This window comes from Leptothoe sp. ISB3NOV94-8A, assembly GCF_043421595.1.
GTDB lineage: Bacteria > Cyanobacteriota > Cyanobacteriia > Phormidesmidales > Phormidesmidaceae > Leptothoe > Leptothoe turfae.
In genome coordinates this window covers 3,064,173-3,086,287 of record NZ_JAXSQW010000001.1, presented here as the reverse complement: position 1 = coordinate 3,086,287, position 22,115 = coordinate 3,064,173, and the positions used below count along the sequence as shown (strand labels likewise).

Sequence of the window (22,115 nt, the reverse complement as noted above, 5' to 3'; positions counted from 1 at the left end):
ACGCCCCTACACCATTGCCAAAAACAATTTTGCAAAATACTACGTTGGCAATACCTCTCCCTCGTTTAGCTCAATCAAGAACTGCATTGATCGAGCAATGTATTTGGCGCAACAGTGGGGAGAATCTTGGTAAAATGAGCGCCAGGCTTTGGCCTTATCTTGAAGATAACGATGGGCGCGATGGTCGCCGCCATCGATCCAAGCGAGACGGACGGCGTGCCCGACGAGGACATCGAGCACGATATAGTCGTCTACCTGCCAGTCAGGGTTGAGGTCAAAGAGTTCTGAAAGTTCCATCAGGGCTTCAACATTGACTTGACGGTATTCGGGGGCCTGAATTTTATTGAACAGGTGCTCGATGCGGAGGGCAAAGTCTTTTTCTTCAGGGGTCGTATCGGACAAAACAAGCTCGCTGACGAGTCGATTACGTCGCTCTAGTTTGTCGCCGATGACGATGCCTTTACAGTGTTTCAGCAGTCGCCATACCCGTGGATAAAAGTCTTCGGGTACGCGATGTAGTCCACCTTCTCGCTGACGTTTGTGCAACCAGTTTTCTTCTTCGGAGAGGTCAGTTTCTTCAGCCAGAGGGAGGACCACCCAGTTTACGGATTGGGGTTTACGGGACTGAATAGATTCCTGGCGAAACAGATTGTTATCTAATCCTTCGTAACCTGCCAAGACCTGCCGCAGACGCATCTTGATTTCGAAAGGACTCATGGCCATGAGGGTTTCGTAGGCTTCATCCTGGGTGCAGTGTTGCTCACGGCAAATCTCACTGTTAATCAACAAGATTACATAGCTGATGCGTAGGGTGAGTAGGCCTTCGAACAGTTCGGGTTCTGAGGTGATGAGAACGCTGAGGTAAATCAGGATTTCTTGGGTGAGGGTGCGATCGCGAATATCCTCACCACAAAACTCATTGATCTTGGTCAGTAATTCCTTCGGCGATAGCGGATCAGTAATGAGGGAGGCCTCACTGTAGGCCTTACCCACCGCAATCTGTTTCTGACGCACCAGCAGTTCAGTGGCCGCATCCGCCAGACCAATGGCCATCTTATTGAGCAAACCTGCAGCCCTGCGCACAATGCCCCAAAGCTCTAAACGCCCGGCTTTGATATAAATCTCATTCAATAAATTGGCCAGGGTTACCGTTTCACCCGTTTCTGCCCCCCAGCCAGTATCAAAGGCCAGATTTTCTAAGCGACACAAATTACTGAGGAGTTCAATTTGCTCATACAGGTTGTCAGACGCTTTAAGAGATTGCAGTAGCCGCCAACCATCCGTTTCTCGTTCCAGATCTAGCTCCTGAATCTGACTGAGGGGCTTCGTATTGCTATCGGACAGGGGCAGATAGGCTGAAATCGGCATGGTGTAAGACGACAGCGTCTCACCTGAATTCGGCAAAGGCACATCTTCTATGCGCTCAGTGGCCGCCGTTAGCATCAGCTGAAACAGAGAGCCTACCTTAATGGGGACGCCATTACACTCACCATCTTTTAACTCAAAAATCAACTGTAGCAGCGGGGAATCATTGATGGCTTTATGCCCCAACTCAAACATGCGATGGGTCAATAGCAAGGTAACCGTCGGGCGGCCTGGCTCGTTCCAATGTTCATGAATGTAGGCCAGTTCGCTCCGAATCTGGGCCACCAAAAACTGATAGTCGAGGGTGATATAGAACTGACTGGGATCTAAAAAAGCTGGCACAAAGACAACCGTCTCGCGCTGAATGCGAAAGATGCGTGACGTGGTCAAACTGCGCAGACGACGATCAGGACGCCCCGTTGTTGCTAATTTCTCATTACAGCCAATTTGGGCATAGAGGTCGGCTAAATCGGTCGATGTTCGCACCTGAACCGGATCGATTTGTTCTAACACCTGAGTCTCAATGCCATAGTTGGCTAACTCTCGCTGTAGGTCACTGTCTTCTGATAGCAGCGAAACCTGCACAATGGGCTGACGATTTTGCCCCACCTTTAGATGCCGGGCCAACGGATCAATATCACCCAAGGTAATCAGCCCGTCCTGGAGCATTTGCCCCATGTAATAAAGACTTTGGGCCCAGACCAGGGGCACATTGTCATTGGGCTCACGAATTTGGCTGTGGGGATTTTCGCGCTCCGCTTCAATCACTGCCATGGGCACATAATAAAGCTCAGGTAACAGTTCTAAGCCATCTTTATTGAGCGCCAAAGCCTCCAGCCGCTCTCGATAGAAAGCCGCCTGAGCACCCTGATTACGGAAGAGACTATTGAGCAGCAGGTAGCAGAAAAATAAGGGCCACTCACATTCAATATGCTCAAAGGCCTTGAGTTCACCCGGCTCATAATGTAAGCGCTCAGCATCTTCAACAACAGATTGGTGCCCATCTCGCAGAAAACGCTTACAGCCATATTGTCCCTGTAGCTTCTCCACAATGGCATCGTGGGTCGCTTGCAATAGCTCAGGGTTATCAACGGCAAAGGCAGGAAAGCCAATCACACTGAGGAGGGCGGCATCGATTTCTTTAGAACCCGATTCCCTAGGCAGCAAAGATTCTAAAGTAATGCGAGTACGGGCAATTTCGTCAGGTAGAACATGGACAACTGAGCCGTGGCCGCCACGCACACCAAACAGGTTCAGGCCATTCATGGCTTCCAGGGCTGCTTTAGCCATACCGACTGAACTACCGTTCAACTCAGGCTTACCGTGGTTGAGTTTATTGCCCCGTTCCCAAATACCATAATCAGCTGTGCGATAGGCACGACCGATGTAGTAAACCAAATTTTGAACAAAGTCGACCTCGTCACGGGTGTAGATAATCTGTAGTCCCGAACTGGTCATCTGCGCCAGCATCAACAGATAAACCGAGGTGGCATCCAACTGTAGGTGGCCCCATTCATCATCGCCAACCACGGTGCTACCGGTGGGTGTATCGTACTTGGCATGGAGTGAATCCAATGGATCTTGTGTGCGTTTAAACGTTTCCACTTTGGCCGTTTGTTGCATCATGGCAAACAGCAAACCGCGCATAAGTTTAGTAACGCTTTGCTCTAGCTCGTAGGTACGCCCCAGGTTTTCATCAATTTTGCGATAGGCTAGGGCCAGTCCCCACACCGCCATGATGCTGTAGACATTGTCTCGAACCCAGGCATCCGTGTAGTCGCCGTGGGTATTAACAGCGGTACTCGCAGGCAGCAGACCTGTCACTGGATTTTGACGCGACAAAATAACCGTTTGAATCTGCTGGTAGTAATAATCGAGATGTTCTTGGCGAGAGGAAAAGCGAGACATGCGATGCTAGGGAATATCAGTAATTCCTTGCCTACGAATCAGCAGGGAACGTTAAGGAATATTTGTAGAGATAGGAACCTAAAAAAAGTATTAAGTAAGGTTATATATTAACTTACCCCCCTGCAATATTCCCAGGTGGCTGATGACTCTCGTCTAATTTGCCTGGACGGGGTCAGTATTTTCCACATTTTGGCTAGCCAGATTAGCAGTCATTCAATTGGGCAGCAACTTTGACGATGTCGTCGATATGTCGCCGCAGCACGCTGCCACGCTGATCCAAGTTATTGATGATGATACTGAGCACTAAGGGGTCATAGTTGGCGGGTTCTAGGTAACCAGACAGGGATGCATTGTGACTGACAGCCCCTGTCTTACCGGTAAAGCGAATGCCACCTAGACGATTGCGGAGGGTGCCACTGCTGCCCGCTACAGCTAGGGAGTTGCGATAGATAGTGGCATGGGGGGATTGGGCCATGGCCTGGAGGGTGTCGACAAAGGCTTGGGGGGTGGCCAGGTTATGGCGCGATAGACCAGAGCCATCGACAATTTCATAGAGTTCTGGGTTGACACCGGCCCGTTGCAAAATGGTTTCTACGGCCATAATGCCGGCGGCAGTGGCATCTTCATCACTTTTGGCTCCTAGGGATTTCAGCATGGCCTCGGCATAGATATTCTTACTGTTGCGGTTGGTGCGCACGATCCATTGAGCGAGGGGCGGTGAGGTCACGGCGGCTAGCTCTGGGCCATTGGGGGCTGAGGTTGTGAGTCTGCTTTGGTTAACAGTAATGCCCTGAAGGTTGAGGCTTTGGCGAAAGCGGTTAATGAAATAATCGGCAGGATTGGGGACGGCAACTGACGCGGTGTCAGGGGCGGCTCCGGAAATAAGCTGACCGTAAACTCGCAAAATGGGGCGGCTCAGGTCACGACCAATGTCGATATATTCTGGTTGGCCAGCGGCAACGGAGCGGGAAAAGTTGTCAATCTGCCATTGGCGCTGTAGGGCAGGGTCGTCCCATTCCACCCGTAGAGGTTGGCCGACCGCCTGAGGGTAAAGGGTGAGGCCCAGCTCATTGGCATTAATAATTAAGCTATTGGCAGGGGCTCCATAACCGGCCTGGACGTCTTCCCATTCCCAGTTGGGATTAACAGTGGGTCCAGCAAAATAGGTGTCATTGCCAAGGAGATTACTGATATTGCTAACGCCCTGGGTTTTGAGCTGGCTGGCCAGGTTGTTGAGTTGCTCGTCGCTAAATGTGGGGTCGCCTCGGCCCACCACTTGCAGACTGTTTGACTGGGGCTGACTGTAGACCGAGGTGCGAATGGTGAAGTTAGGCCCGAGACTAGATAGGGCTGCTGCTGTTGTGAGTAATTTAACGTTAGAGGCGGGCACGAAGTAGCGATCGGCATCGCGACTGTAAATGACCTGACCGGACTGGGTTTCAATCAGCACACCGAGGCGAGCTTTTTTGAGTAGAGGCTGGGCTGCGATGGTGTCAATTTCTCGGGTGAGGTCAGCACGACAGTAGGCGCTGGCTGAGGTGCTGGGAAACAGAACAGCGAGGGCAGTGATCAGGGTGACCCAAGGTTTGACATGCTTCATGGAATAAACCGATCTTCTATAATCTGAATCAGCAATGGCTAATCTTAGCGTTTTTGCCCATGACTGCTTTCACCATTACCCTTGACCCGGTTGGTATCCTGACAGACGAGGCGTTTTATCAGCTTTGTCGAGCCAACCCAGATGTGAAATTTGAGCGTTCTGCCCAGGGAGAATTGGTAATTATGTCCCCTACAGGTGGTGAAAGCGGTCGTCGTAATGCTGATATCACGACTGATTTGAATCTATGGAATCGACAGGTCAAACTGGGCTATACGTTTGATTCGTCCACCTGCTTTAAGTTACCTAATGGAGCAGAGCGGTCTCCCGATGCATCCTGGATTGAGCGTAGTCGGTGGGGAGCACTGAGTCCCGCAGACCGGGAAAAGTTTCCTCCCATTGCGCCTGATTTTGTCATAGAGCTGCGTTCTGTAACGGATCGATTGGCAACGCTGCAGGCGAAAATGGAAGAGTATCGGGAAAACGGTGTGCGGTTGGGGTGGTTGATTAACCCGCAGGAGAAAGCTGTGGAGATTTATCGTCCGGGTCAGACTGTTGAAGTATTACAAGATCCACAACAGCTTAAGGGCGGAGATATCTTACCAGGCTTTGTTTTAAACGTTGAGAATATCCTGTAGGGCGGGCACGGCCCACCATCCAACCGATTGAGCTAGCGTTCCCTGAGCGGAGTCGAAGGGAACGCCTACGCAGGTATGAGACCTGCCCCTACAGGAATGGTTGTTGTTCTATGATTTCATTCCTCGACCATAATCTTCTACTGGCATGGCCGCAAAGCTCTCACCCATGGGCGTAATTCGTGGTCAGCCCTCATTTCACTTTCTCTGGCTGTTGCTAAAAACTCATATAGCTTTGTCTTTGGCACCTGGGGAAATGTTAGACTTTGTTCCACTTCGTTATAGCCAGAGCCCAGTAGCTTATTCTATGAGAATTGGTATAACACCTGAATAAACCTGAATAAATCTGAATTTAAACCTGAATAAACCTGAACTTTTCAGGATTTTTTCCGCCAAGGATTTCTGTAATAGTTAAGTTGTCCAAAAGCACAGGATTGGAAGCTTATCCATCATGAGAAGAATCTTAGGCTATGTAGTGACATACAAAGGATTATTAACATGACATTTTGTCTTTGGACGGATTAATTTGCTAATGCTTCACTAGAGTGATTATCGTACTACTAAAATTGGAGTGATTAAGTTGTGAAAAAATTATCTACAATGCCATCTAATGGGGAAGTCGCAGGGACTCCAGAAAAGACAAAGCTATCATTGACCCTTGAATCTGTGGAAAAAAGGAATGGACCAGCATATATGAGTGAGAGACCTGTCGCTGCCGCCTGCTGTAGCTGCTGCTGTAGCTGCTGTGTAGGGGTGTAGGATAAGGTGGCTATAACGCCTCTATAACAACTTTATGAGGAAACTCACAAGGATTCTGGGAAGCTAAGACTATGTATGATTCCTTGAACCTGTGGAAAACAGGGCTGAGTGAGTATCTTCTACCGCTGTTCCCTGTCCTCTTGCTACACCTGTAGCTATTGTATTTGAAGGAATACTCCTTGTGCAGGTGTCTAATGTGCTGTGTTGTTGTAGCGGGTGTAGCCCGCTACAACAACACAATTAATGTGCTCCCACTGTGAACGTTGATGGACCACTAGTATGGTGTAGAGCGAATTTCTTCAGGTAGGATTGTTCTTTATTCAGATGACTAAATTACTAGCGTTGACTAACACTTCCGTATTTTCCAATGAAGATACGCTTTTCTTTTCAAAAGGCGATCATCAGTTAATGCAGGCGAAAGGTGAGCAAAGTCAGATCGTTGGGGACATCTTGCAGTATTTAAAAGATGAACCCAACCCTGATCGCGTTTTTGAGCAAGTTAAGCATAAACTCGATGACGACAAGGAGCTTTTTGTTCAAATCATAGATTGGTTAATTGCCAACGAAATTGTTACACCTGTTCAAGCTACTCCCTTTACCAAGGCGACCATTGGCATTTTCTCCACATTAGAAAATAATCATATTCTTTTCAATGCCTTAAGTCAGCGCCTACAAAAATTCGAATGGGTAAATATTGAAAATTTCGACACCGACTTAGAAAAAGCCACATTAACTTTGGTTGTCGCCCCTATATTTAAAGACTATAACCGCTTTTTACAATTAAATAAAAAAGCCTATAAAGACGGATTTACCTTGTTCCACCTGAGCATGGATAATTCATCGTTTACGTTGGGGCCTATTTCCGAGCCGAGGTTCAAGAGTCCTTGTTTGCAGTGTTACGCGAAAAGAAAAATCGTAAACTTTGAAAATCCAACCAAATATCTTTCCTTTATTGAAAGTTTTAACAAAAATTCGTTGCACCTATTTGACACAACCAAAACGCCTTACTTTGAAGCCGCGCTGAATTATTTAGACATCGAATTAAACAAATACTTCATCACAGAAGGGACATATTCGTCTTTGATCGGCAGAAGTATCACATTTGACAATTTCGATTTTCAGGTTTCCCGCGCTAGGGTATTAAAAATCCCGCATTGTGACGTTTGTAACCCCTATTACCATAAGACCCCTGTCAATATTTAAATCTATGCATTTTCGAAATGAATTGATCGAAAAAGAGGCGGGACTCATCAACGGCAAGTTGTACAGAATCCCTAATAGGAGCTTTTTGCCCAGCAATTTGTACCAAAGTGTCTGCGAGGGATCAAACCTTGACATGCTGGGCAGTAAACTATCAAAACTCACCGCTGGAGCGATTGCTTTTGGCGAAACTGACGCAGACGCCGCCGTCATTGGAGAATTCTATGAAAGATATTGCTCTACCATTTATGACAGCAGTATGTTGGTGCGTGGAGCCTACGAAGACATCGTTAAAATAGGCAATGCTTTGCATCCAGATGAAATAATACTTTATGCCGGTTTTCAATATGAGAAAGAAGGTTTCCTCACTTCAAGGCTGCGACCAAGCGACGAGATAAATTGGGTACTGTGCCATGACTTGATGTCTAATAACGAACCTTGTTATGTGCCAGCATTTTTAATCTTTTTTGGTTATCGCCCTGACTGTTTTGAGAGAGTTCATATCTTCAATACTACGACTACCGGATTGGCAGCTGGGCCTACTCCAAAGCATGCTATTGAGGGAGGATTTTGTGAATGTGCTGAAAGGCATGCCTTCTGCAATTTTTGGTACAACCAGAATAGATTACGGTTACCACAATATTCACCAAGCATGATTCTGGAGGCCTTTGGTGACGATCCGAAGATAGCCAATTTGTACGATAATCCAGCGGTGCAAATGAAAATATTTGATTTGTCGCCTATCTCTTGCATTGAGGCTGCTGTTGTTTTTATGTATTTTAAGTACAAGGGCAAAGTTTACCAATCGACGGGCTCAGCGGCTGCTTTCGATAAGCGCCAATCTTTAATGAAAGCAGCGCTAGAAGCTTATCAGGGGGTTGATTATGCAATTATGCTTTACAACAAGCAATTGTGGGGCGATCAAAAGAAGTTGAATGATTTTGACTCATTGGACAGTTTCGAAAAACATTTTGCTTACTACAATAATTTCCCCGAACACAGAAAAGAGGTGCCGGTTATTCGTGACGCCATGAATTTCGAGGATGTTAGTGATAAAATTTTCTTCAAGCCAAACGAGAAAAAAATAACCTCTTTACAGGATATTCTTGATAAATATCAACAATTTGATTTCAACAAAGTTCTATATTACGAATCAACCACGCCGGATGCGGCCAGTGTTAATTATTTCACGATGCGAGTTGTTGTGCCAGGATGGGCATACCTTACCGGCGTCCATAATTATCCATTTCTAGGCTCGGATATCTTCAACGAAAACAACCATTTATTTACACGCTTGCCCCATCCCTTCCCATGATTGTTGAATCTAACACCTTGGCTACGTTCAAATTTGGTGTTTGCCTATAGGAACACTCAAATTTTCACATTGGCGGAGTATAAAATTTTAATTTTAGGGCGTTCAAACGACTTTTAACCGTAAATTAGAGAAGGATGTAGACAACATGAGAGGTCAGAATAATTATTACCTTGTAGATGTTAAAGATAAACATCACAATGCATTTTATGACAAGCATTTAAGTCCAGAATCATATGACTTTATAGAAGTCTCAAAGATTACGCGATATAACGTTGATGATTTCGGTAAGCACGTTCATGAGATTACGAGTAACTCATATATTGTGCGACATATCTGCAACAATAGCGCAGAACTCAGCTCGTTCGAAAGTATACCTTTGCCAGACTTGTCAGACGACAACTCAGCCTGTGAGCTGTTAGATAGTCTACAGGAAATCTATCATCGTCGACAAAGCAATCGCCATTATTCTCCTGAAGGAATCACCTTTGATGAATTATCAAAAGTGTTGCAAGGCGGTTGTTTTATTTTAGACCCTGCGAAAAGAAAAGATGATGACAAACCGATTATGAGGGGCATGCCTGCAAGGCGAAACATAGGTTCTGGTGGAGGCCTATACCCAATTGAGTTGTTCTTGATCAGTTCAAATACGGTCGGTTTAGAGAATGGGGTTTACCATTATAATCAAGAGCAAGTTACTCTGGATAGACTTATGCCGAGAGGGGGCTTTCGGCATAACAATGTTAAAGAAATCGTCCAAGAGATTTTCTTTTCACTTAGTCGAGCTGATATGGATTTTGTGAACGTTTCTGGAATCATTATTCTGGCGGGATGCTTAAATCGAACTGCATACAAATATCAAGATCGAGGTTTGCGGTTTGCTTTGATTGATGCAGGTGCCATTACACAAAATCTGTACTTGACTTGTGCGGCCATGGACTTGGGATGTTGTGCTTGTGGAGGCTATTACGATGATGAGTTAAATGAGGTGTTGGGCTTAGATGGGGCTGATGAAACAGTTCTAAACGTCGTTTTAGTTGGCAAGAAGGACATCAGATAGACACTATATTGGAAATATGCAAGAAGCGCTAAATAAAAACTTTGAAGTTGTTTATATTGATTATGAAAACGATGCCTTGGTGCTGAGAAACCAGATCAATCAGGCAATTTTGCGCTTAAGTAAAATCGAATATGAAATGATCAAACAGTATGCTAAAACACCTGACTACCAGATAATTTTTAATATCTATAAAGATAAATTTGATTTTGATGTTGAATTTGTTGAAGAGCTTATAGGACATGCTCGCAGGTTGAAGTTACTGCTTAGCTTAGAGGAGCAAAGAAAACTGGCTGTAGATATTGCTAGGATGCAAAAAAAGACGATCTTTGACTATGCCTTTCTGAAATTAGCGGCGATCTTGAAAAAGAAATTCGGGCTGAATTTGAAAAGGGAAATGAGAGGTAATTTCCAATTTTTTAAGCTATTTTCAGTAGATTTAAAGGGGACCTGGCTGGAAAAGGCCTGTTCGAATAAAATTTTTCAGAAATTTTCAATACTGACTTATTTCTTACTTGTTTTAGGTAATATTTTACTGTTAGCTGCGAGAGACAACTATAACATTGAGTTTATCCACTTGGCGAGCCTCGTTACTCTCCCACAGGTACTTATTTCTTTGATTGTACTATTTTTAATTGCACTGACTACGTTTCTTCACGAAAGCGCGCACTATCTTATCTATAAATGGCTTGGGGGATACTCTAACAGCATGGGTTTGGCGCTTCTGCAAGGGATGATTCCTGTTGTTTATACATCAGTAGACTCGGTGTCTTTCTGGAAAGATAAAGGTAAAAAAATCAAAGTCTCGATTGCTGGCATCGCAATGGACATATTGTTGTTACTTTTGTTGGCAAATATGGTTTTTGTTAGGCAAGTTTTTGGGCCAGATATGTCTTTTATCTGCTTTCTTTTGCTATGTTTTATGGCACTTCGTGTTTTGATTAATGGAAACTTTTTTGTTCCTGGCTCTGACGGATATTTTGTATTTGTAGATGCTCTTGGTGTAGAAAAATTTTGCCAAAATTCTATGGTTGAAGTCAAAAGAGGCTTTAGGTTTTTAGTGTCTTGCAGGCCAGATAAGTTTTTGGCATCTTTTTCGATGAATTTGGGTAAATATTTATATGCTTCAATATCTATATTTTTCATTACTGTTTATTGGTTAATGATATTCGCAATTATTTTCTTTCCCACTATCTATCATTTTTTTTGGACCTAGTTGTAACCGTCCCAGGAAGTTAAAGAAAATTCTGGATAGTCGCATCTGGGAAGGAATTTAGGTAAATGAGGCCGCTGGGCTCTTAAAACTGTCGACGGGTAAAAATGTTACCGGCGATGAGGAGTAAAAGGGCTGTATAGATTAAGGCGTAGACCGCGTTTAGGGCTAGGGTGCCGGGGTCTGGCAGCAGTGTGGCCCCATAGACAGCTTCGTTTTTGAGGTTGAGGCGTTCCAGGTCGGGAATGACCAAATACATGGCTTCTATGGCTTTCTGGAAATTTTCGGATTCGGCTAGCTGACTGAGCTTGAGGAGGTCGGTGCTGAGGTGGCCGACCAGGTAGGTGCCAAATGAGAGTAATGTGGCGAGTAGAGAGCTGGTGAAGACGCCAAATACAATAGTGATGGCGATCATGAGCAGCATTTCGAGATACATGAAGGCGATCGCAACCAACATGCTCCCGGCTGGAAATTCAATTTGTTGAACGGTAAGCAGCACGATAAAAATGCCTGTCTGCACCAGCATTAGCACCCCGATCACAGCGGATAGCCCCAGGTGTTTACCCAGAATAATTTCAAACCGGCTGACGGGTTTGGCAATGAGCACCAGCACCGTTTTTTTCTCGATTTCTTTGTTGACTAAACTAGTGCCTACAAAGATCGCCACCACCAGGGTAAATAGGTTGATGGCTGCCATGCCCAGGTCTAGAAAGATCTTTTCCGATGTACCGGCTGCAACGGGGGGGAGCAATACTGAGGCAAGCACCATCAGTACGGCAAATAGCCCTGCTAGATAAAGGATGCGATCGCGAATGACTTCTAAAAAGACATTACGTGCAACTACGATGATGCGAGGCAGATTTAGCATAGGCGGATTTATCTCTCATTTAATTTTGTCACGTGGGGACGTTCCATGGAACGTCCCCACATATATCGGCATCTAGGTGGCCGCATCTTCAAGGATGCCCTGACGCTCAACCTTGGTGGTCTGATCAGCACAGGTTACCTGGGCGGTGGGGGTTGAATTCTGAGGAGATTCGTCATTGGTATTTTTTTTGAGAGTGCGGGGTAAAAGGGTGCACACTTTTTCAACGTAATAGCCATTTTGTTGGGCAGTGGGTCCTAGCCAGTTGGCGCGTAACCGTAGCTGATAGCCATTGGACAGAGATTTAGGACGGGGGGCATCCAGGCTCCAAAAGACGCCTTCATTTATCGCATTGAGGACAATTCCTTCGGCAACGGAATTAATACTGTTGTCCAAGTTCAGCAGCCAGCGCTCAACGCGGGGCCAGGGGGCATTATCCAACTCTTTAACTAGGGTATCCGCCGCGCTAGTTAACAGGATATTGGCCTGGGAATCGCTGTCCGTATTACTGCCAAGTCGGTAGACAAAGGCGCTGTTATCTAAATTTTCGGCAATGAGGCTAGGATAGTCGTTAAACCAATGCTGGATGCGAAAGTAAAACATGATCCAGCTGCTAAACAACAGGTTGATTAGCAATAGGACAATCAGTTCCTGACGTACCGGGGGCTTGGGTAGCTTCCACTCCAGTTTCCAGTTTGAAAATTTAGGAATCGCCACCAGGATCGTTGCGATCACTGGCCAGAGACTAATGGCTAACTGCAAACGCTCAGTCGTCCAGGGCCTGAACAGAAAAACACAGAGGACCGCTGATGTAATCCAGGGACTGATGGAAATATCCCCCAGCATCACCGGATTTTTGGCTAGCCCCCACCAGATGGCAACGGTTAAAAATAACCAGCTAAAGGCACTCAGTAAGGCCACTGTGAAGGGGGTGGCCTCAGTACTGTCAGCAATGGTTGCCATGCCCCAAGAAAATAAACTGAGCAGCAACAATGTTTGCCAAGACAGATAGCTAGGTGGGGTAATCAGGCCGCGAATTTTATTAATGGCATCCTTGAGTACGTCAATCATGCGACACCCCTCAGAACGTAAGACCGCAGTATCAATAATAGTAGGATGGCACTAAAACTCAGGGCATTGGCCTGGAGGACTGCGATCGCAAATTGAGAGGCAGCTTCCTTATATAAGGTTGTACCCGTTCGAGAGCGACTATAGCGTTCCTTACGGGTCAGATTTTTCGGCTTAGAGGGTAAGTTCCATTCATTGGCAGCTCTCATCATCAGCTCCAGTCCTTTGAGCTTCAGAATTAGCGTCATAAAGAACGCCACCAGGCCCATCACCAGAATGATCCATCCCATCTGGGGCTTGAGGGTATTGTTGATCAAGTTGTCAAACAACACATAGCTAATCACCTGGGCCTGGAGCCTGGGTTCAAACAACGGCTCGATCGCCAAAAAGGCCAACCAACCGACCACCACCGCCAGTAAATTAACCGCCGCTGCATATCGGATACTTTGCTTGTAACCAAGCCGTAGCTGTTGTCGCAGCACCATTCCTTCTAAGGCAATGGCCACCAATAAAAATACAATCTGGAACATTACCGCTTTGAGCGGAAAAACCGGTTCAAGTTCGCCCATAGACCCATCCGAGAATCTCAGACATTAGGGTATACCCAATTTGCAAATAAGAACATCTAAATATATAAATGATGCGTTTAATTTTGGGGCATTGGTGTAGAGACGTTGCATACAATGCCCCTACAACGTTGCCTAACGCTACAATCAAAGGCGGCCAACTATACTCCTAAGCTCCCCATGGTTCGTTCCGGTATCGGTATTCGTACCGCGCAAAAAAACTCAGAGCGCATGGTGGGGCAGATCCATGTCTACGATGGCGAAGGTAAAGGTAAATCCCAGGTGGCGTTGGGGGTGGTTCTGCGTTCCATTGGCTTAGGTATCCAAACTTTTATGGAAAGTCGGGTGCTGCTGTTGCGGTTTCTGAAAGGCCCCGGACGCACCTATGACGAAGATGCCGCCATTGAGGCATTGCAACGGGGCTTTCCCCACCTGATCGATCAGGTGCGTACGGGACGAGCTGAGTATTTTGGAGCTGACGACATTACTAAGTTTGATAAGCAAGAAGCACAGCGAGGCTGGGATGTGGCGAAGGGAGCGATCGCATCGGGCCTCTATTCTGTTGTGGTGCTGGATGAGTTAAACCCGGTCCTTGACCTGGGACTGCTGGACATTGACGATGTTGTCCGTACCCTGCGACGCAAGCCTGACTATTTAGAAATTATTGCAACCGGGCGTAGTGCCCCTGTCGCCTTGCTAGAGGTGGCCGATCTACACTCGGAGATGAAACCCCAACACTATGCCACCTCCGAGATTCCAGGTCTCACTGGCATTGAAATTTACACCGGAGACGGCAAAGGAAAATCCACCAGCGCCCTGGGCAAAGCGCTACAGGCCATCGGCATTGGCATCAGCCAGGACAAGTCTCACCGGGTGATGATCATTCAGTGGCTAAAGGGAGGAAAGGGATATACCGAGGATTCAGCCATTGCCGCCCTGCGTCAGAGCTACCCGAACCTGGTGGACCACCAACGTTGTGGACGGGATGCCATTGTCTGGCGCGGTCAGCAGCAAACCATTGACTATGTGGAGGCTGAGCGCGGCTGGGAAATCGCTCGCACAGCCATTGCTTCGGGCCTATACAAAACCATCATTTTGGATGAACTCAACCCCACCGTAGACCTGGAACTCTTGCCAGAAGAGCCCATTATCCAGGCATTATTGCGTAAACCGAAGGATACCCAAGTAATCATCACGGGTCGGTGCAAAAACCCCCCAGCCTACTTTCAATTGGCCAGTGCCCATTCCGAAGTATTTAACCACAAACACTATGCAGAGCGTGGTGTGGAACTCAAACGTGGTGTAGATTTTTAAGCCGCATATTTAACAGATTTCTGGCATGATTTCTGGCATATAGATGCGTTAGGATCTCACCAGCAGTTTTTATTTCCGGTATCTAAACTATGGCAAAGGTAGAGATCTACACTTGGATGACCTGCCCTTTCTGTATTCGCGCCAAGCGACTTTTAGACAGCAAAGGTGTTGATTATCTTGAGCATATAATTGATGGGGACGAAGAAGCACGGGATGCTATGGTGGCCCGTGGGTCTGATGGTAAACGTTCAGTTCCTCAGATTTTTATTAATGACGAGCATGTTGGCGGCTGTGATTCGCTCCATGCCCTGGATGCTAGTCAGAAGCTAGATGAGCTGCTAGCAGTCTCAGCGTAGATTATTATTGATAATAATTTTGTGATAGGGGCGCACAGCTGTGCGCCCCTACGTGTAAATACTTTCAGCTGCCTAGCAACATTTCTAAACGCCACAGACCAACAGCGCATAGATGCTGACAGTAGCGGCCAATTAAGCGCTTCTCCTCAAACGATGGACGGCAGTCAAGATGGCTGTAACGAACAACTGCAATTGCAATTTCTTTGGCGTGATCCTGGGGGACACCAACTCTCATCAGGCGCTGCCAATGCTTGATTCCTATACGCTTAAGCTTTGCTCGCTTAGAGCCTTTGGAAATGGATTTTGTTTTTCTTTCTAATAAAACAGCTGCTGGTGACTGCATAAGATCCCCCTCCACATAAGCGGGTAAGTGTGACTCAGGAAACAACAAATCTTATAGAACACCGTGGGACCGTTAGATTGCTGACTCCATGTAAAGCCTTTACAAAAACCGTGAAGACTATGTTTTTAAATTTATTCAACCTGTGAAAAGGTTGGTGTGATTTGCTCCCATATCTTTGGGGTGATTGATCACACAGACCCTGTGTACCCCGTCAATTCAATTGTCAACTACCTAAGCACAAGCGTTTGAACTTCCCTAAAATTGCAGAGATGACAATCTCGCAGCACAAATATGTTGCTGGTATTGATCAATTAAATATTTTTGTGTCTGGGATGGGGTGCTATCTAAATAGATGAAGTGAACAATTGCGATCGCAAGTTCCCTGGCGTCTTTAAAGGGCACACCTTGATTGATTAAACAACGCCAACAACGAGCTCCCATCCGCTGCATAGTAGATGCCTTAACAGCTGGCATTGGATAGTTGTTCGCTTGAAAGCGAGCAGGGTTAGGTAGAGATAAAGACTGCATAATGCGACGTTTTCCAGGTGTAGTGGTTGATGCGTAGGTAGAAATGACACGTCAGCCAAGTAAGGCCTGACTGCAAGTTGTTATCGTTAAACAACCGTTATTGACTAACACTGTCATTTGAAACACCCTTGATACAAAGAATAGGAAATCCACGCCAGCAAAACCATCAGCAATCCTAGTAATCGTTTACGCCAAAAAGCGTAATGTATATCCTGGGCTACGGTGGATACATATCAAATTAGGTTTATGCAGTCCGTAATACATTTATGAATATCTATTAAAACAGCGTTAAGTATAAGTCTCCTAACGCTGCTCAACTGGATTATTTAGGGTAGCCCTCACCTATATGACTGACTCCCATGTCTGCACTTTCAACTGCATCTTTGCAATAAACTTGCCTTAAATGGTGGGCTGTCGTCCAAAGAAACCGGTCATCACTCGCAAAAGCATGCGTTTGAGGGGGGCCGTATGTTCAATCACCCAGAACCCTGACTGACGGAGCCACCGCAGCGGCAGAATACTATTAGAAAACATCCGATTGAGAAGATCGGTCATGCCTAAAATCAGCCAGTTCTCAGTGCGCCGCCAACGTTCGTAACGCTTCAGTACTTGGATATCAGCAATGGATTCTTGGCGACTGTGGGCAGTCTGCAAAACTGTTGCCAGGGCCGCCGCATCACGAATCCCCATATTCAGCCCTTGCCCCCCCACGGGATGACAACAGTGCGCCGCATCCCCCACCAGGGCCAGACCCGGTTTTACATAGTGATGGCTTTGCATTAATTGCACGGGAAATATCATGGGAGGATTTAACATTTTCAAGTCGCCCATGTCGTCACCATAACGCCGACGTAGCTCAGCCATAAAGGCCTTTTCGGGGAGATCTACCATGGCTTGGGCTTCAGCATGGGGAGCCGTCCAAACCACCTGACACCGATTACCAGGAAGCGGCAGAATAGCAAACGGGCCACTGGGCCAAAACTTTTCGTAAGCCGTATTCTGATGGGACTTAGCTGGGGCCAATACCGTGGTGATACAGGATTGCCAATACGCCCATCCGGCGGTTTGAATTCCGGCATAGTTGCGAATTTGGGAACGGGCACCATCGGCCCCCACTAACAGGCGGGCACGTAAGACTTGTCGCTCACCCCCTCGCTCTAAGGTCAGCTCCGTCGCCGTTGGTGTTGATTGGATATCAACTACCGTCGTTTCATAGTAGGTTGTGATGCACTGAATGTGGGGTACTAAGCCCTGAAGAGCCTGAATCAAAACTGGATGCTCTGCGCTATAGTAAACCACCTCAGCTGGGCTATCACTGGGATAAAAATTAACCGCCTGGCCATGGTCTGAATCAGACATACGAACGCGCTGATAGTGGGTGATGTTGGGGCCCACCTGGTCCCATACCCCCAGCTGTTGAAAGATACGCGCCGACACGAGAGAAAACGCGTAGGCGCGATCGCGAGCAGCCGTTCCCGCCTGACTCTGAGTTTCAATAATGGTTACCGATAGCCCGCTATGGCGAAGCGCACAGGCTAAGGTCAATCCCACTATACCGGCCCCGACAATAGCAACATCAGTTTGGGCAATCTGCTGTTGATGGGCGGTTGTTTCGTTAGGGTAGCTAGCAGTAGAAGTGTTCAAAGTTACAGGTTATAACATAACTACTTATATTTTTGCGCGTTCATTTAATAGTGGCAACTTTAGTTTTGTTGGGTGCCCATCTTAGGCGAGACACCCTGAACAGTATGTGTGCTGATTTAAAGGATGCATCGGTCTAAAGCTATGGCTATTTCACGATGTTTTATGACTGATGTTTTATGACTAAAGTCATCCCGAGGATCAGCAATGCCATCCTAAAAATAGGCAGTAGCTCAAATTGGCCCATTTAGATACCCCCAAGCGGGTAGACCTCCTTCGTTTAGCCATTGGATTGTGCAGCAATATGGATTGAAACTACGGTGTGGTCGAGTATTTTTCGAGAATGCTAGAACTGCTAAGGGCAAAGCTCTGTGCTGTGTATTTTTGCTTTGTTTTTCAGTTATGTTCTCCTGAAGTTAGCCGTTAGTTATGGGTATTCAACAATTTATGTACCGTTACAGCCACCGTTGGTTGGCACTTGCCTGCTTGGGTAGTTTGGTCTGGTTGGGCGTGGCCCTGCCGGTGCGATCGCAATCTCCCCAAATGTGCATCAATGAGAAAAATGATTATCTGCGCTACCGGATTACTGAACGAACTGAATGGGGCCGTATCGCCCTGGGCAAAGGCTATATCCAGTCTGCCGTCGAGCATCTAACCCAGGGACTGGAGTTGTCGAAGGCCACTGATAGTAATATCAGAGCAGGGATTTTAGAGAATTTTATTCTTGAAAATGGTGTCAATATTGATGAGGGTATCCGTGAGGTGGATACTCTGATTAAGCTTGGCGACACTGCTGCCGCCCGCACTGTGCTGACATCAGCCAACACCTTAGTCCAGGGAATACCGGACGATTACAGGTTTGAAAAAAGTGGTTTGTTAACAAAAACCGCCGCAGGCTATGCCGCCCTGGGAGAGCAAACAACAGCTCTAGATCTACTCTCCCAGGCGCGACAACTTGCCGCCAATGTGCAGGGGGTAGGGCTGCAAACAACAGCATTAACGATGGTTGGCCGACAATATGCGGCTGTTGGTGCGGGTGCGATCGCGATCGAAGTTGCCAACCAAGCCTTACAACAGGCTGAGACCATTAACCCTCAGGACTCAGACAGGCAGGCTCAAACCTTAGCCGCCATTGCTGTCATTTACGCTGAAGCGGGAGATATAGGTCAGGCCCTACAGCTAGCGAAGTCTATCGAGCAGCCTTACGCCCAAGAAAATGCCATGGGCAGTATTGCCCTATCAGCGGCTCGACTGGGGCAAATGGACCAGGCCGCCGATCTAGTACAGCAATTGACACTGGACGAGCCGACGATCGAAGCATCCAAGAACATTGGTGTATACCTGGCCAAACGCGATGATCAGGCCCAGGCCCAGCTATATTTTGATCAGGCCATTACGGCCATTGCCAACCATGGTTATCCAGGGCCACTTTTTACCGAAACGATGCTGGATGCTGGCCTTTCTGAAACAACCATGAAGGCACTTGCAGTTGCTCCAGGGGATCAGTTCAAAGTTGATGGCCTCATGGATTTGGCCACCTACTATGCCAACGTTGAAAACAATAAAGCTGTAGCCAGCGATGCCTTGCAGCAGGCCATGACGGCAACGGCTGAGGTGGAACAGGATTACATGCAACGTGATCTGTGGGAGAAAATCTATAAGCGTGCCATTGAGCTAGAAAATTATGACCTGGCCCTTGCAGCCGTTGACATGTTAGTTGCCAAAGGTCTGTCATTTAACGAGATTGAAGATTACACCACCATTGCCGTTGCCGCTGCTAAGTCGGGGCAAATAGAATCTGCCCTCAAGGCAACTGAACAGATTGACCCCAGTTACATCGCCAACACAAATCGAGCCTGGGGTGAGATTGCCGTGGCCTATGCCGTTGCTGGAGACTTTGACACCGCCTTTGCCACAGTGGAGAAAACCAATTCTTTCCCTGGCCCTGATTATGTTAGAGCATTGGTCAGGATTGGCTTGCAACAACAACAGGGCGGTTTATTAGAAGCAGCGGATGTCACAGTAGAGCAGGCACATCAAGTGGCGCAGGCCATAGACAATGAACCCGATCAGTTGATAGCGTTAAATGCCATTGCTCTGGAACATGCCAGAATGGGGCTGACTGAAGCGGCTAATAACTTTTTGGAGCCGGTCTTGGTAACTCTAAAGGCGCAATCAACCGATGATTTGTGGATGTTACAACCATTGGTTGAGGCTTGGGCCGAAATTGGGGAATATGGCTTTGCAGTGCAGATGTTAGATGCAGTGCCAGAAGAGTATCCTGAAAGTCCTCGCTGGAAAACATGGCTGGTTGATCGCTTAATTGAAGATCAAGAAGACTATGCCACTGCGTTAGAGGTGATTGAATCCCGTGAGGATTCTGCCATTAAAGCGGCTGAAATGATGCGAGTGGCAGAACTCTATTTTCGAGATGGTAAGGCTGACCAAACTTTAAAGATTTTGAATCGGGTTGCTAATGCTTCTGAGGTCGGTGTAGATCAGTGGCTACGCATGGCTGAGTTGTATAGCTATCTGGGACAGACGGAGTTCATTGTGCCGCTGTTGGATCGGGCCTTTGAGGTGGCTAAGACAGTCCCTGGTGAAGAGTCTCAGGTGATTTATCTGCGTGAGGATTTGGCGGTTGATGATGAACAGGATCGGGGTAGTCTCTATGAGAAAATTGCGGTTGCCTATGGCAGGAACGGGTCGTACGATCGGGGCTTGGCTGTTGCGGAACAGTTGCAGGATACGCTAAATCGTAATCAGACGATGGATCGGCTGAATTGTTATCGTGATTTTTGAGGGTTTGAATGTTTTATAGGGTGGGTTATTGTCTGTGGTTGTGTGCGATCGCATTCCAACCCACCCACCCGTAGGTTGGGTTGCACCCCATCAAGATATGTCGCACCTTGCCAAAATTCCCATTAACCCAACATTGCCGACTTGGCACAGAATTTACATCAAGGTTGGTTGTGAAGCTCAAGACCACTCCTAAAGTTTATTTGGCAGAGATGAGAGCGCTCTCAAAGGCTTGGCGATACTTGGTTCCCCTTACCAAGGGGAACCGTCAGGGAGGGGTTTTCGAGACTTGGCACTAGTGGTCGAGACCCCTTCGCCTACGGCACCTCCCCTTGGTAAGGGGAGGACGTTGTTTAATATGCTTTTAGCCGATATTTCGTTACCCGTTCACTCCTCAATCCACTCGCACCCGCTTACTTAAAATTGCCATCATCTCATTGGGTCGCCCTGTGGGCAGCGGTTTACTCCAGTCGTTAGGCTCTGCATAGTGGAGCTTATGCAACAGGGCAATGGTATTGCGGATGGCGGTAAGGCTGCCGAATAGGGTGTGGTTAACGGTTTCGTATTGGTAGTCGGGCAGGGGATTGTTGGCAGGCGGAAGGTTAAACGCGCCTTGGGCGTTGTCTTGAAACATGGGTTCTGGTTCTCCGGTTGGGTATAGTGCCTCTGTACCGAGGCGAAGGAAAGCCAGAACCTAAGAACTCAGCCACCCCGCGAATTGTTTTGCTAATCGAGGTGACTGAGGCATAATAATGCCCAGACTCCAGATTGGCTAGTGCTTTCTGGGGGTTAGCCATCGGTACGGTGTTGCCGCACCTGCCGATGGTGCCAAATTATTAGGTTCTAGTGGGATAGTCGTGAGCGTCACGACATTAGACGAAAGTAGGACAAAAATCTGTTGGAGTCAAGATACAAAGTGTTAATCAGGCATCGAAGGTTTCATATTGAAAAAGGTTGATGAGTAAACCCTAGGGTGTCGATGATGCCGCGACCAAATCGTATCTTGTATTCTGGTTTTTGTTATCACATCACCATTCGGTGTAACAATCGAGAATTTCGTTTAACCCGTTACGAATGTCGCTCGGTGTTGCTCTATGCCATTCAAGAATGTCAGAAGAAATATGGGTTTAAGCTCTATGCCCTGTGCGTTATGAGCAACCATGTGCATTATCTAATCGAACCGCAACAGCCGGGGGAGTTACCCCAGGTAATGCACTGGCTTAATTGGTATACGGCCATGTGTTTTAACCGCATGCTTAATCGGACGGGACATTTTTGGGAGAAACGTTATCACAGCAGCGGGTTTCCCATGAATGACTATCGTCGGGCACTGAATACGATTCGGTATATCCATGCCAACCCGAAAGCGGCCAATATGCAGCGGGGCTTTTTCTATGATTTCAGCAACTACCGAGAAATTTATTGAGGCAAATAAACACCCGGAAAAGTAGGCAAATAGAAATAATGTGGGTGGGTGGGCAACATCCAACCGACACCGGCCATAATCATCGTCGATTTTTATGCTTGCCCATCATCATTGATGCTCTACGGCTGCTTTTACCGGAGCCGGAGGCTCCGGTGGGGTGGCC

17 protein-coding genes and 1 pseudogene are annotated in these 22,115 nt (G+C 47.0%); 9 read left to right on the top strand and 9 right to left on the bottom strand.

Going from position 1 to position 22,115, the window contains the following annotated elements:
* Positions 1-39 precede the first annotated feature (39 nt).
* Positions 40-3,273: a glycoside hydrolase family 15 protein gene (locus SPB21_RS13215; RefSeq protein ID WP_163695899.1), complete on the bottom strand. Its 3,234-nt coding sequence runs from the start codon at positions 3,271-3,273 to the stop codon at positions 40-42.
* Between the two features lie 202 nt (positions 3,274-3,475).
* On the bottom strand, positions 3,476-4,873 hold the full coding sequence (gene dacB / locus SPB21_RS13210; protein WP_499866797.1) for a D-alanyl-D-alanine carboxypeptidase/D-alanyl-D-alanine endopeptidase: 1,398 nt from the start codon (positions 4,871-4,873) through the stop codon (positions 3,476-3,478).
* A gap of 59 nt (positions 4,874-4,932) precedes the next feature.
* On the opposite strand from dacB, the gene SPB21_RS13205 reads away from it, so the two are divergent.
* From SPB21_RS13205 to SPB21_RS13185, 5 genes are all read left to right on the top strand, one after another.
* Positions 4,933-5,508, top strand: coding sequence for a Uma2 family endonuclease (locus SPB21_RS13205; protein WP_499866796.1), 576 nt, complete (start codon positions 4,933-4,935; stop codon positions 5,506-5,508).
* Between the two features lie 1,080 nt (positions 5,509-6,588).
* Complete coding sequence (locus SPB21_RS13200) at positions 6,589-7,467, top strand: hypothetical protein (RefSeq protein WP_499866795.1); 879 nt, start codon at positions 6,589-6,591, stop codon at positions 7,465-7,467.
* Between the two features lie 4 nt (positions 7,468-7,471).
* Positions 7,472-8,779: a YcaO-like family protein gene (locus tag SPB21_RS13195; protein WP_499866794.1), complete on the top strand. Its 1,308-nt coding sequence runs from the start codon at positions 7,472-7,474 to the stop codon at positions 8,777-8,779.
* 145 nt (positions 8,780-8,924) lie between these two features.
* Entirely contained in the window at positions 8,925-9,836 is a 912-nt protein-coding gene (locus tag SPB21_RS13190) for a SagB/ThcOx family dehydrogenase (protein WP_499866793.1), read from the top strand.
* A 16-nt stretch (positions 9,837-9,852) separates the two neighbouring features.
* Positions 9,853-11,049, top strand: a complete 1,197-nt coding sequence (locus SPB21_RS13185; RefSeq protein ID WP_499866792.1) for a hypothetical protein — start codon at positions 9,853-9,855, stop codon at positions 11,047-11,049.
* An 82-nt stretch (positions 11,050-11,131) separates the two neighbouring features.
* Here the strand turns inward: SPB21_RS13185 and SPB21_RS13180 are convergent, their stop codons facing one another.
* The 3 genes from SPB21_RS13180 to fraC all read right to left on the bottom strand — a co-directional run bounded on the left by SPB21_RS13180 (position 11,132) and on the right by fraC (position 13,548).
* Positions 11,132-11,914 (bottom strand): ABC transporter permease, encoded by a 783-nt coding sequence (locus SPB21_RS13180; RefSeq protein WP_163664253.1) that lies wholly within the window; start codon positions 11,912-11,914, stop codon positions 11,132-11,134.
* A 72-nt stretch (positions 11,915-11,986) separates the two neighbouring features.
* Entirely contained in the window at positions 11,987-12,982 is a 996-nt protein-coding gene (locus SPB21_RS13175) for a DUF5357 family protein (RefSeq protein ID WP_163664255.1), read from the bottom strand.
* Complete coding sequence (gene fraC / locus SPB21_RS13170; protein ID WP_163664257.1) at positions 12,979-13,548, bottom strand: filament integrity protein FraC; 570 nt, start codon at positions 13,546-13,548, stop codon at positions 12,979-12,981. The genes SPB21_RS13175 and fraC overlap by 4 nt, the downstream gene beginning before the upstream one ends.
* Before the next feature lie 177 nt (positions 13,549-13,725).
* Here fraC and SPB21_RS13165 point away from each other — a divergent pair, with 177 nt between their 5' ends.
* Both SPB21_RS13165 and grxC read left to right on the top strand, forming a co-directional pair.
* On the top strand, positions 13,726-14,859 hold the full coding sequence (locus SPB21_RS13165; protein WP_163671647.1) for a cob(I)yrinic acid a,c-diamide adenosyltransferase: 1,134 nt from the start codon (positions 13,726-13,728) through the stop codon (positions 14,857-14,859).
* Between the two features lie 89 nt (positions 14,860-14,948).
* Complete coding sequence (gene grxC, locus SPB21_RS13160) at positions 14,949-15,215, top strand: glutaredoxin 3 (RefSeq protein WP_163664259.1); 267 nt, start codon at positions 14,949-14,951, stop codon at positions 15,213-15,215.
* A gap of 64 nt (positions 15,216-15,279) precedes the next feature.
* Here the strand turns inward: grxC and SPB21_RS13155 are convergent, their stop codons facing one another.
* The 3 genes from SPB21_RS13155 to SPB21_RS13145 form a co-directional block, all read right to left on the bottom strand.
* Complete coding sequence (locus SPB21_RS13155) at positions 15,280-15,558, bottom strand: hypothetical protein (protein WP_006514800.1); 279 nt, start codon at positions 15,556-15,558, stop codon at positions 15,280-15,282.
* Positions 15,559-15,813: 255 nt separating this feature from the next.
* On the bottom strand, positions 15,814-16,086 hold the full coding sequence (locus SPB21_RS13150; RefSeq protein ID WP_006514799.1) for a hypothetical protein: 273 nt from the start codon (positions 16,084-16,086) through the stop codon (positions 15,814-15,816).
* 399 nt (positions 16,087-16,485) lie between these two features.
* Entirely contained in the window at positions 16,486-17,730 is a 1,245-nt protein-coding gene (locus SPB21_RS13145; RefSeq protein WP_499062365.1) for an FAD-dependent hydroxylase, read from the bottom strand.
* 426 nt (positions 17,731-18,156) lie between these two features.
* Here SPB21_RS13145 and SPB21_RS13140 point away from each other — a divergent pair, with 426 nt between their 5' ends.
* Positions 18,157-20,529 carry a tetratricopeptide repeat protein gene (locus SPB21_RS13140; RefSeq protein ID WP_499866791.1) on the top strand — a complete coding sequence of 791 codons (2,373 nt, stop codon included), beginning with the start codon at positions 18,157-18,159 and terminating at the stop codon, positions 20,527-20,529.
* A gap of 391 nt (positions 20,530-20,920) precedes the next feature.
* Here SPB21_RS13140 and SPB21_RS13135 read toward each other — a convergent pair whose 3' ends face one another.
* Positions 20,921-21,160 (bottom strand): hypothetical protein, encoded by a 240-nt coding sequence (locus SPB21_RS13135; RefSeq protein WP_036020012.1) that lies wholly within the window; start codon positions 21,158-21,160, stop codon positions 20,921-20,923.
* 348 nt (positions 21,161-21,508) lie between these two features.
* Here SPB21_RS13135 and SPB21_RS13130 point away from each other — a divergent pair.
* Positions 21,509-21,937, top strand: a pseudogene (locus SPB21_RS13130) (transposase); the annotation flags it as partial.
* Between the last annotated feature and the right edge of the window lie 178 nt (positions 21,938-22,115).

Excerpts from the sequence above, each read along its gene's own strand:
- SPB21_RS13140 (WP_499866791.1), top strand. The coding sequence starts at position 18,157 with ATGGGTATTCAACAATTTATGTACCGTTACAGCCACCGTTGGTTGGCA.
- SPB21_RS13165 (WP_163671647.1), top strand. The coding sequence starts at position 13,726 with ATGGTTCGTTCCGGTATCGGTATTCGTACCGCGCAAAAAAACTCAGAG.
- SPB21_RS13185 (WP_499866792.1), top strand. The coding sequence starts at position 9,853 with ATGCAAGAAGCGCTAAATAAAAACTTTGAAGTTGTTTATATTGATTAT.
- fraC (WP_163664257.1), bottom strand. The coding sequence starts at position 13,548 with ATGGGCGAACTTGAACCGGTTTTTCCGCTCAAAGCGGTAATGTTCCAG.
- SPB21_RS13150 (WP_006514799.1), bottom strand. The coding sequence starts at position 16,086 with ATGCAGTCTTTATCTCTACCTAACCCTGCTCGCTTTCAAGCGAACAAC.
- SPB21_RS13180 (WP_163664253.1), bottom strand. The coding sequence starts at position 11,914 with ATGCTAAATCTGCCTCGCATCATCGTAGTTGCACGTAATGTCTTTTTA.
- SPB21_RS13175 (WP_163664255.1), bottom strand. The coding sequence starts at position 12,982 with ATGATTGACGTACTCAAGGATGCCATTAATAAAATTCGCGGCCTGATT.
- SPB21_RS13135 (WP_036020012.1), bottom strand. The coding sequence starts at position 21,160 with ATGTTTCAAGACAACGCCCAAGGCGCGTTTAACCTTCCGCCTGCCAAC.
- SPB21_RS13215 (WP_163695899.1), bottom strand. The coding sequence starts at position 3,273 with ATGTCTCGCTTTTCCTCTCGCCAAGAACATCTCGATTATTACTACCAG.
- dacB (WP_499866797.1), bottom strand. The coding sequence starts at position 4,873 with ATGAAGCATGTCAAACCTTGGGTCACCCTGATCACTGCCCTCGCTGTT.
- SPB21_RS13155 (WP_006514800.1), bottom strand. The coding sequence starts at position 15,558 with ATGCAGTCACCAGCAGCTGTTTTATTAGAAAGAAAAACAAAATCCATT.
- SPB21_RS13200 (WP_499866795.1), top strand. The coding sequence starts at position 6,589 with ATGACTAAATTACTAGCGTTGACTAACACTTCCGTATTTTCCAATGAA.
- SPB21_RS13190 (WP_499866793.1), top strand. The coding sequence starts at position 8,925 with ATGAGAGGTCAGAATAATTATTACCTTGTAGATGTTAAAGATAAACAT.
- grxC (WP_163664259.1), top strand. The coding sequence starts at position 14,949 with ATGGCAAAGGTAGAGATCTACACTTGGATGACCTGCCCTTTCTGTATT.
- SPB21_RS13195 (WP_499866794.1), top strand. The coding sequence starts at position 7,472 with ATGCATTTTCGAAATGAATTGATCGAAAAAGAGGCGGGACTCATCAAC.
- SPB21_RS13205 (WP_499866796.1), top strand. The coding sequence starts at position 4,933 with ATGACTGCTTTCACCATTACCCTTGACCCGGTTGGTATCCTGACAGAC.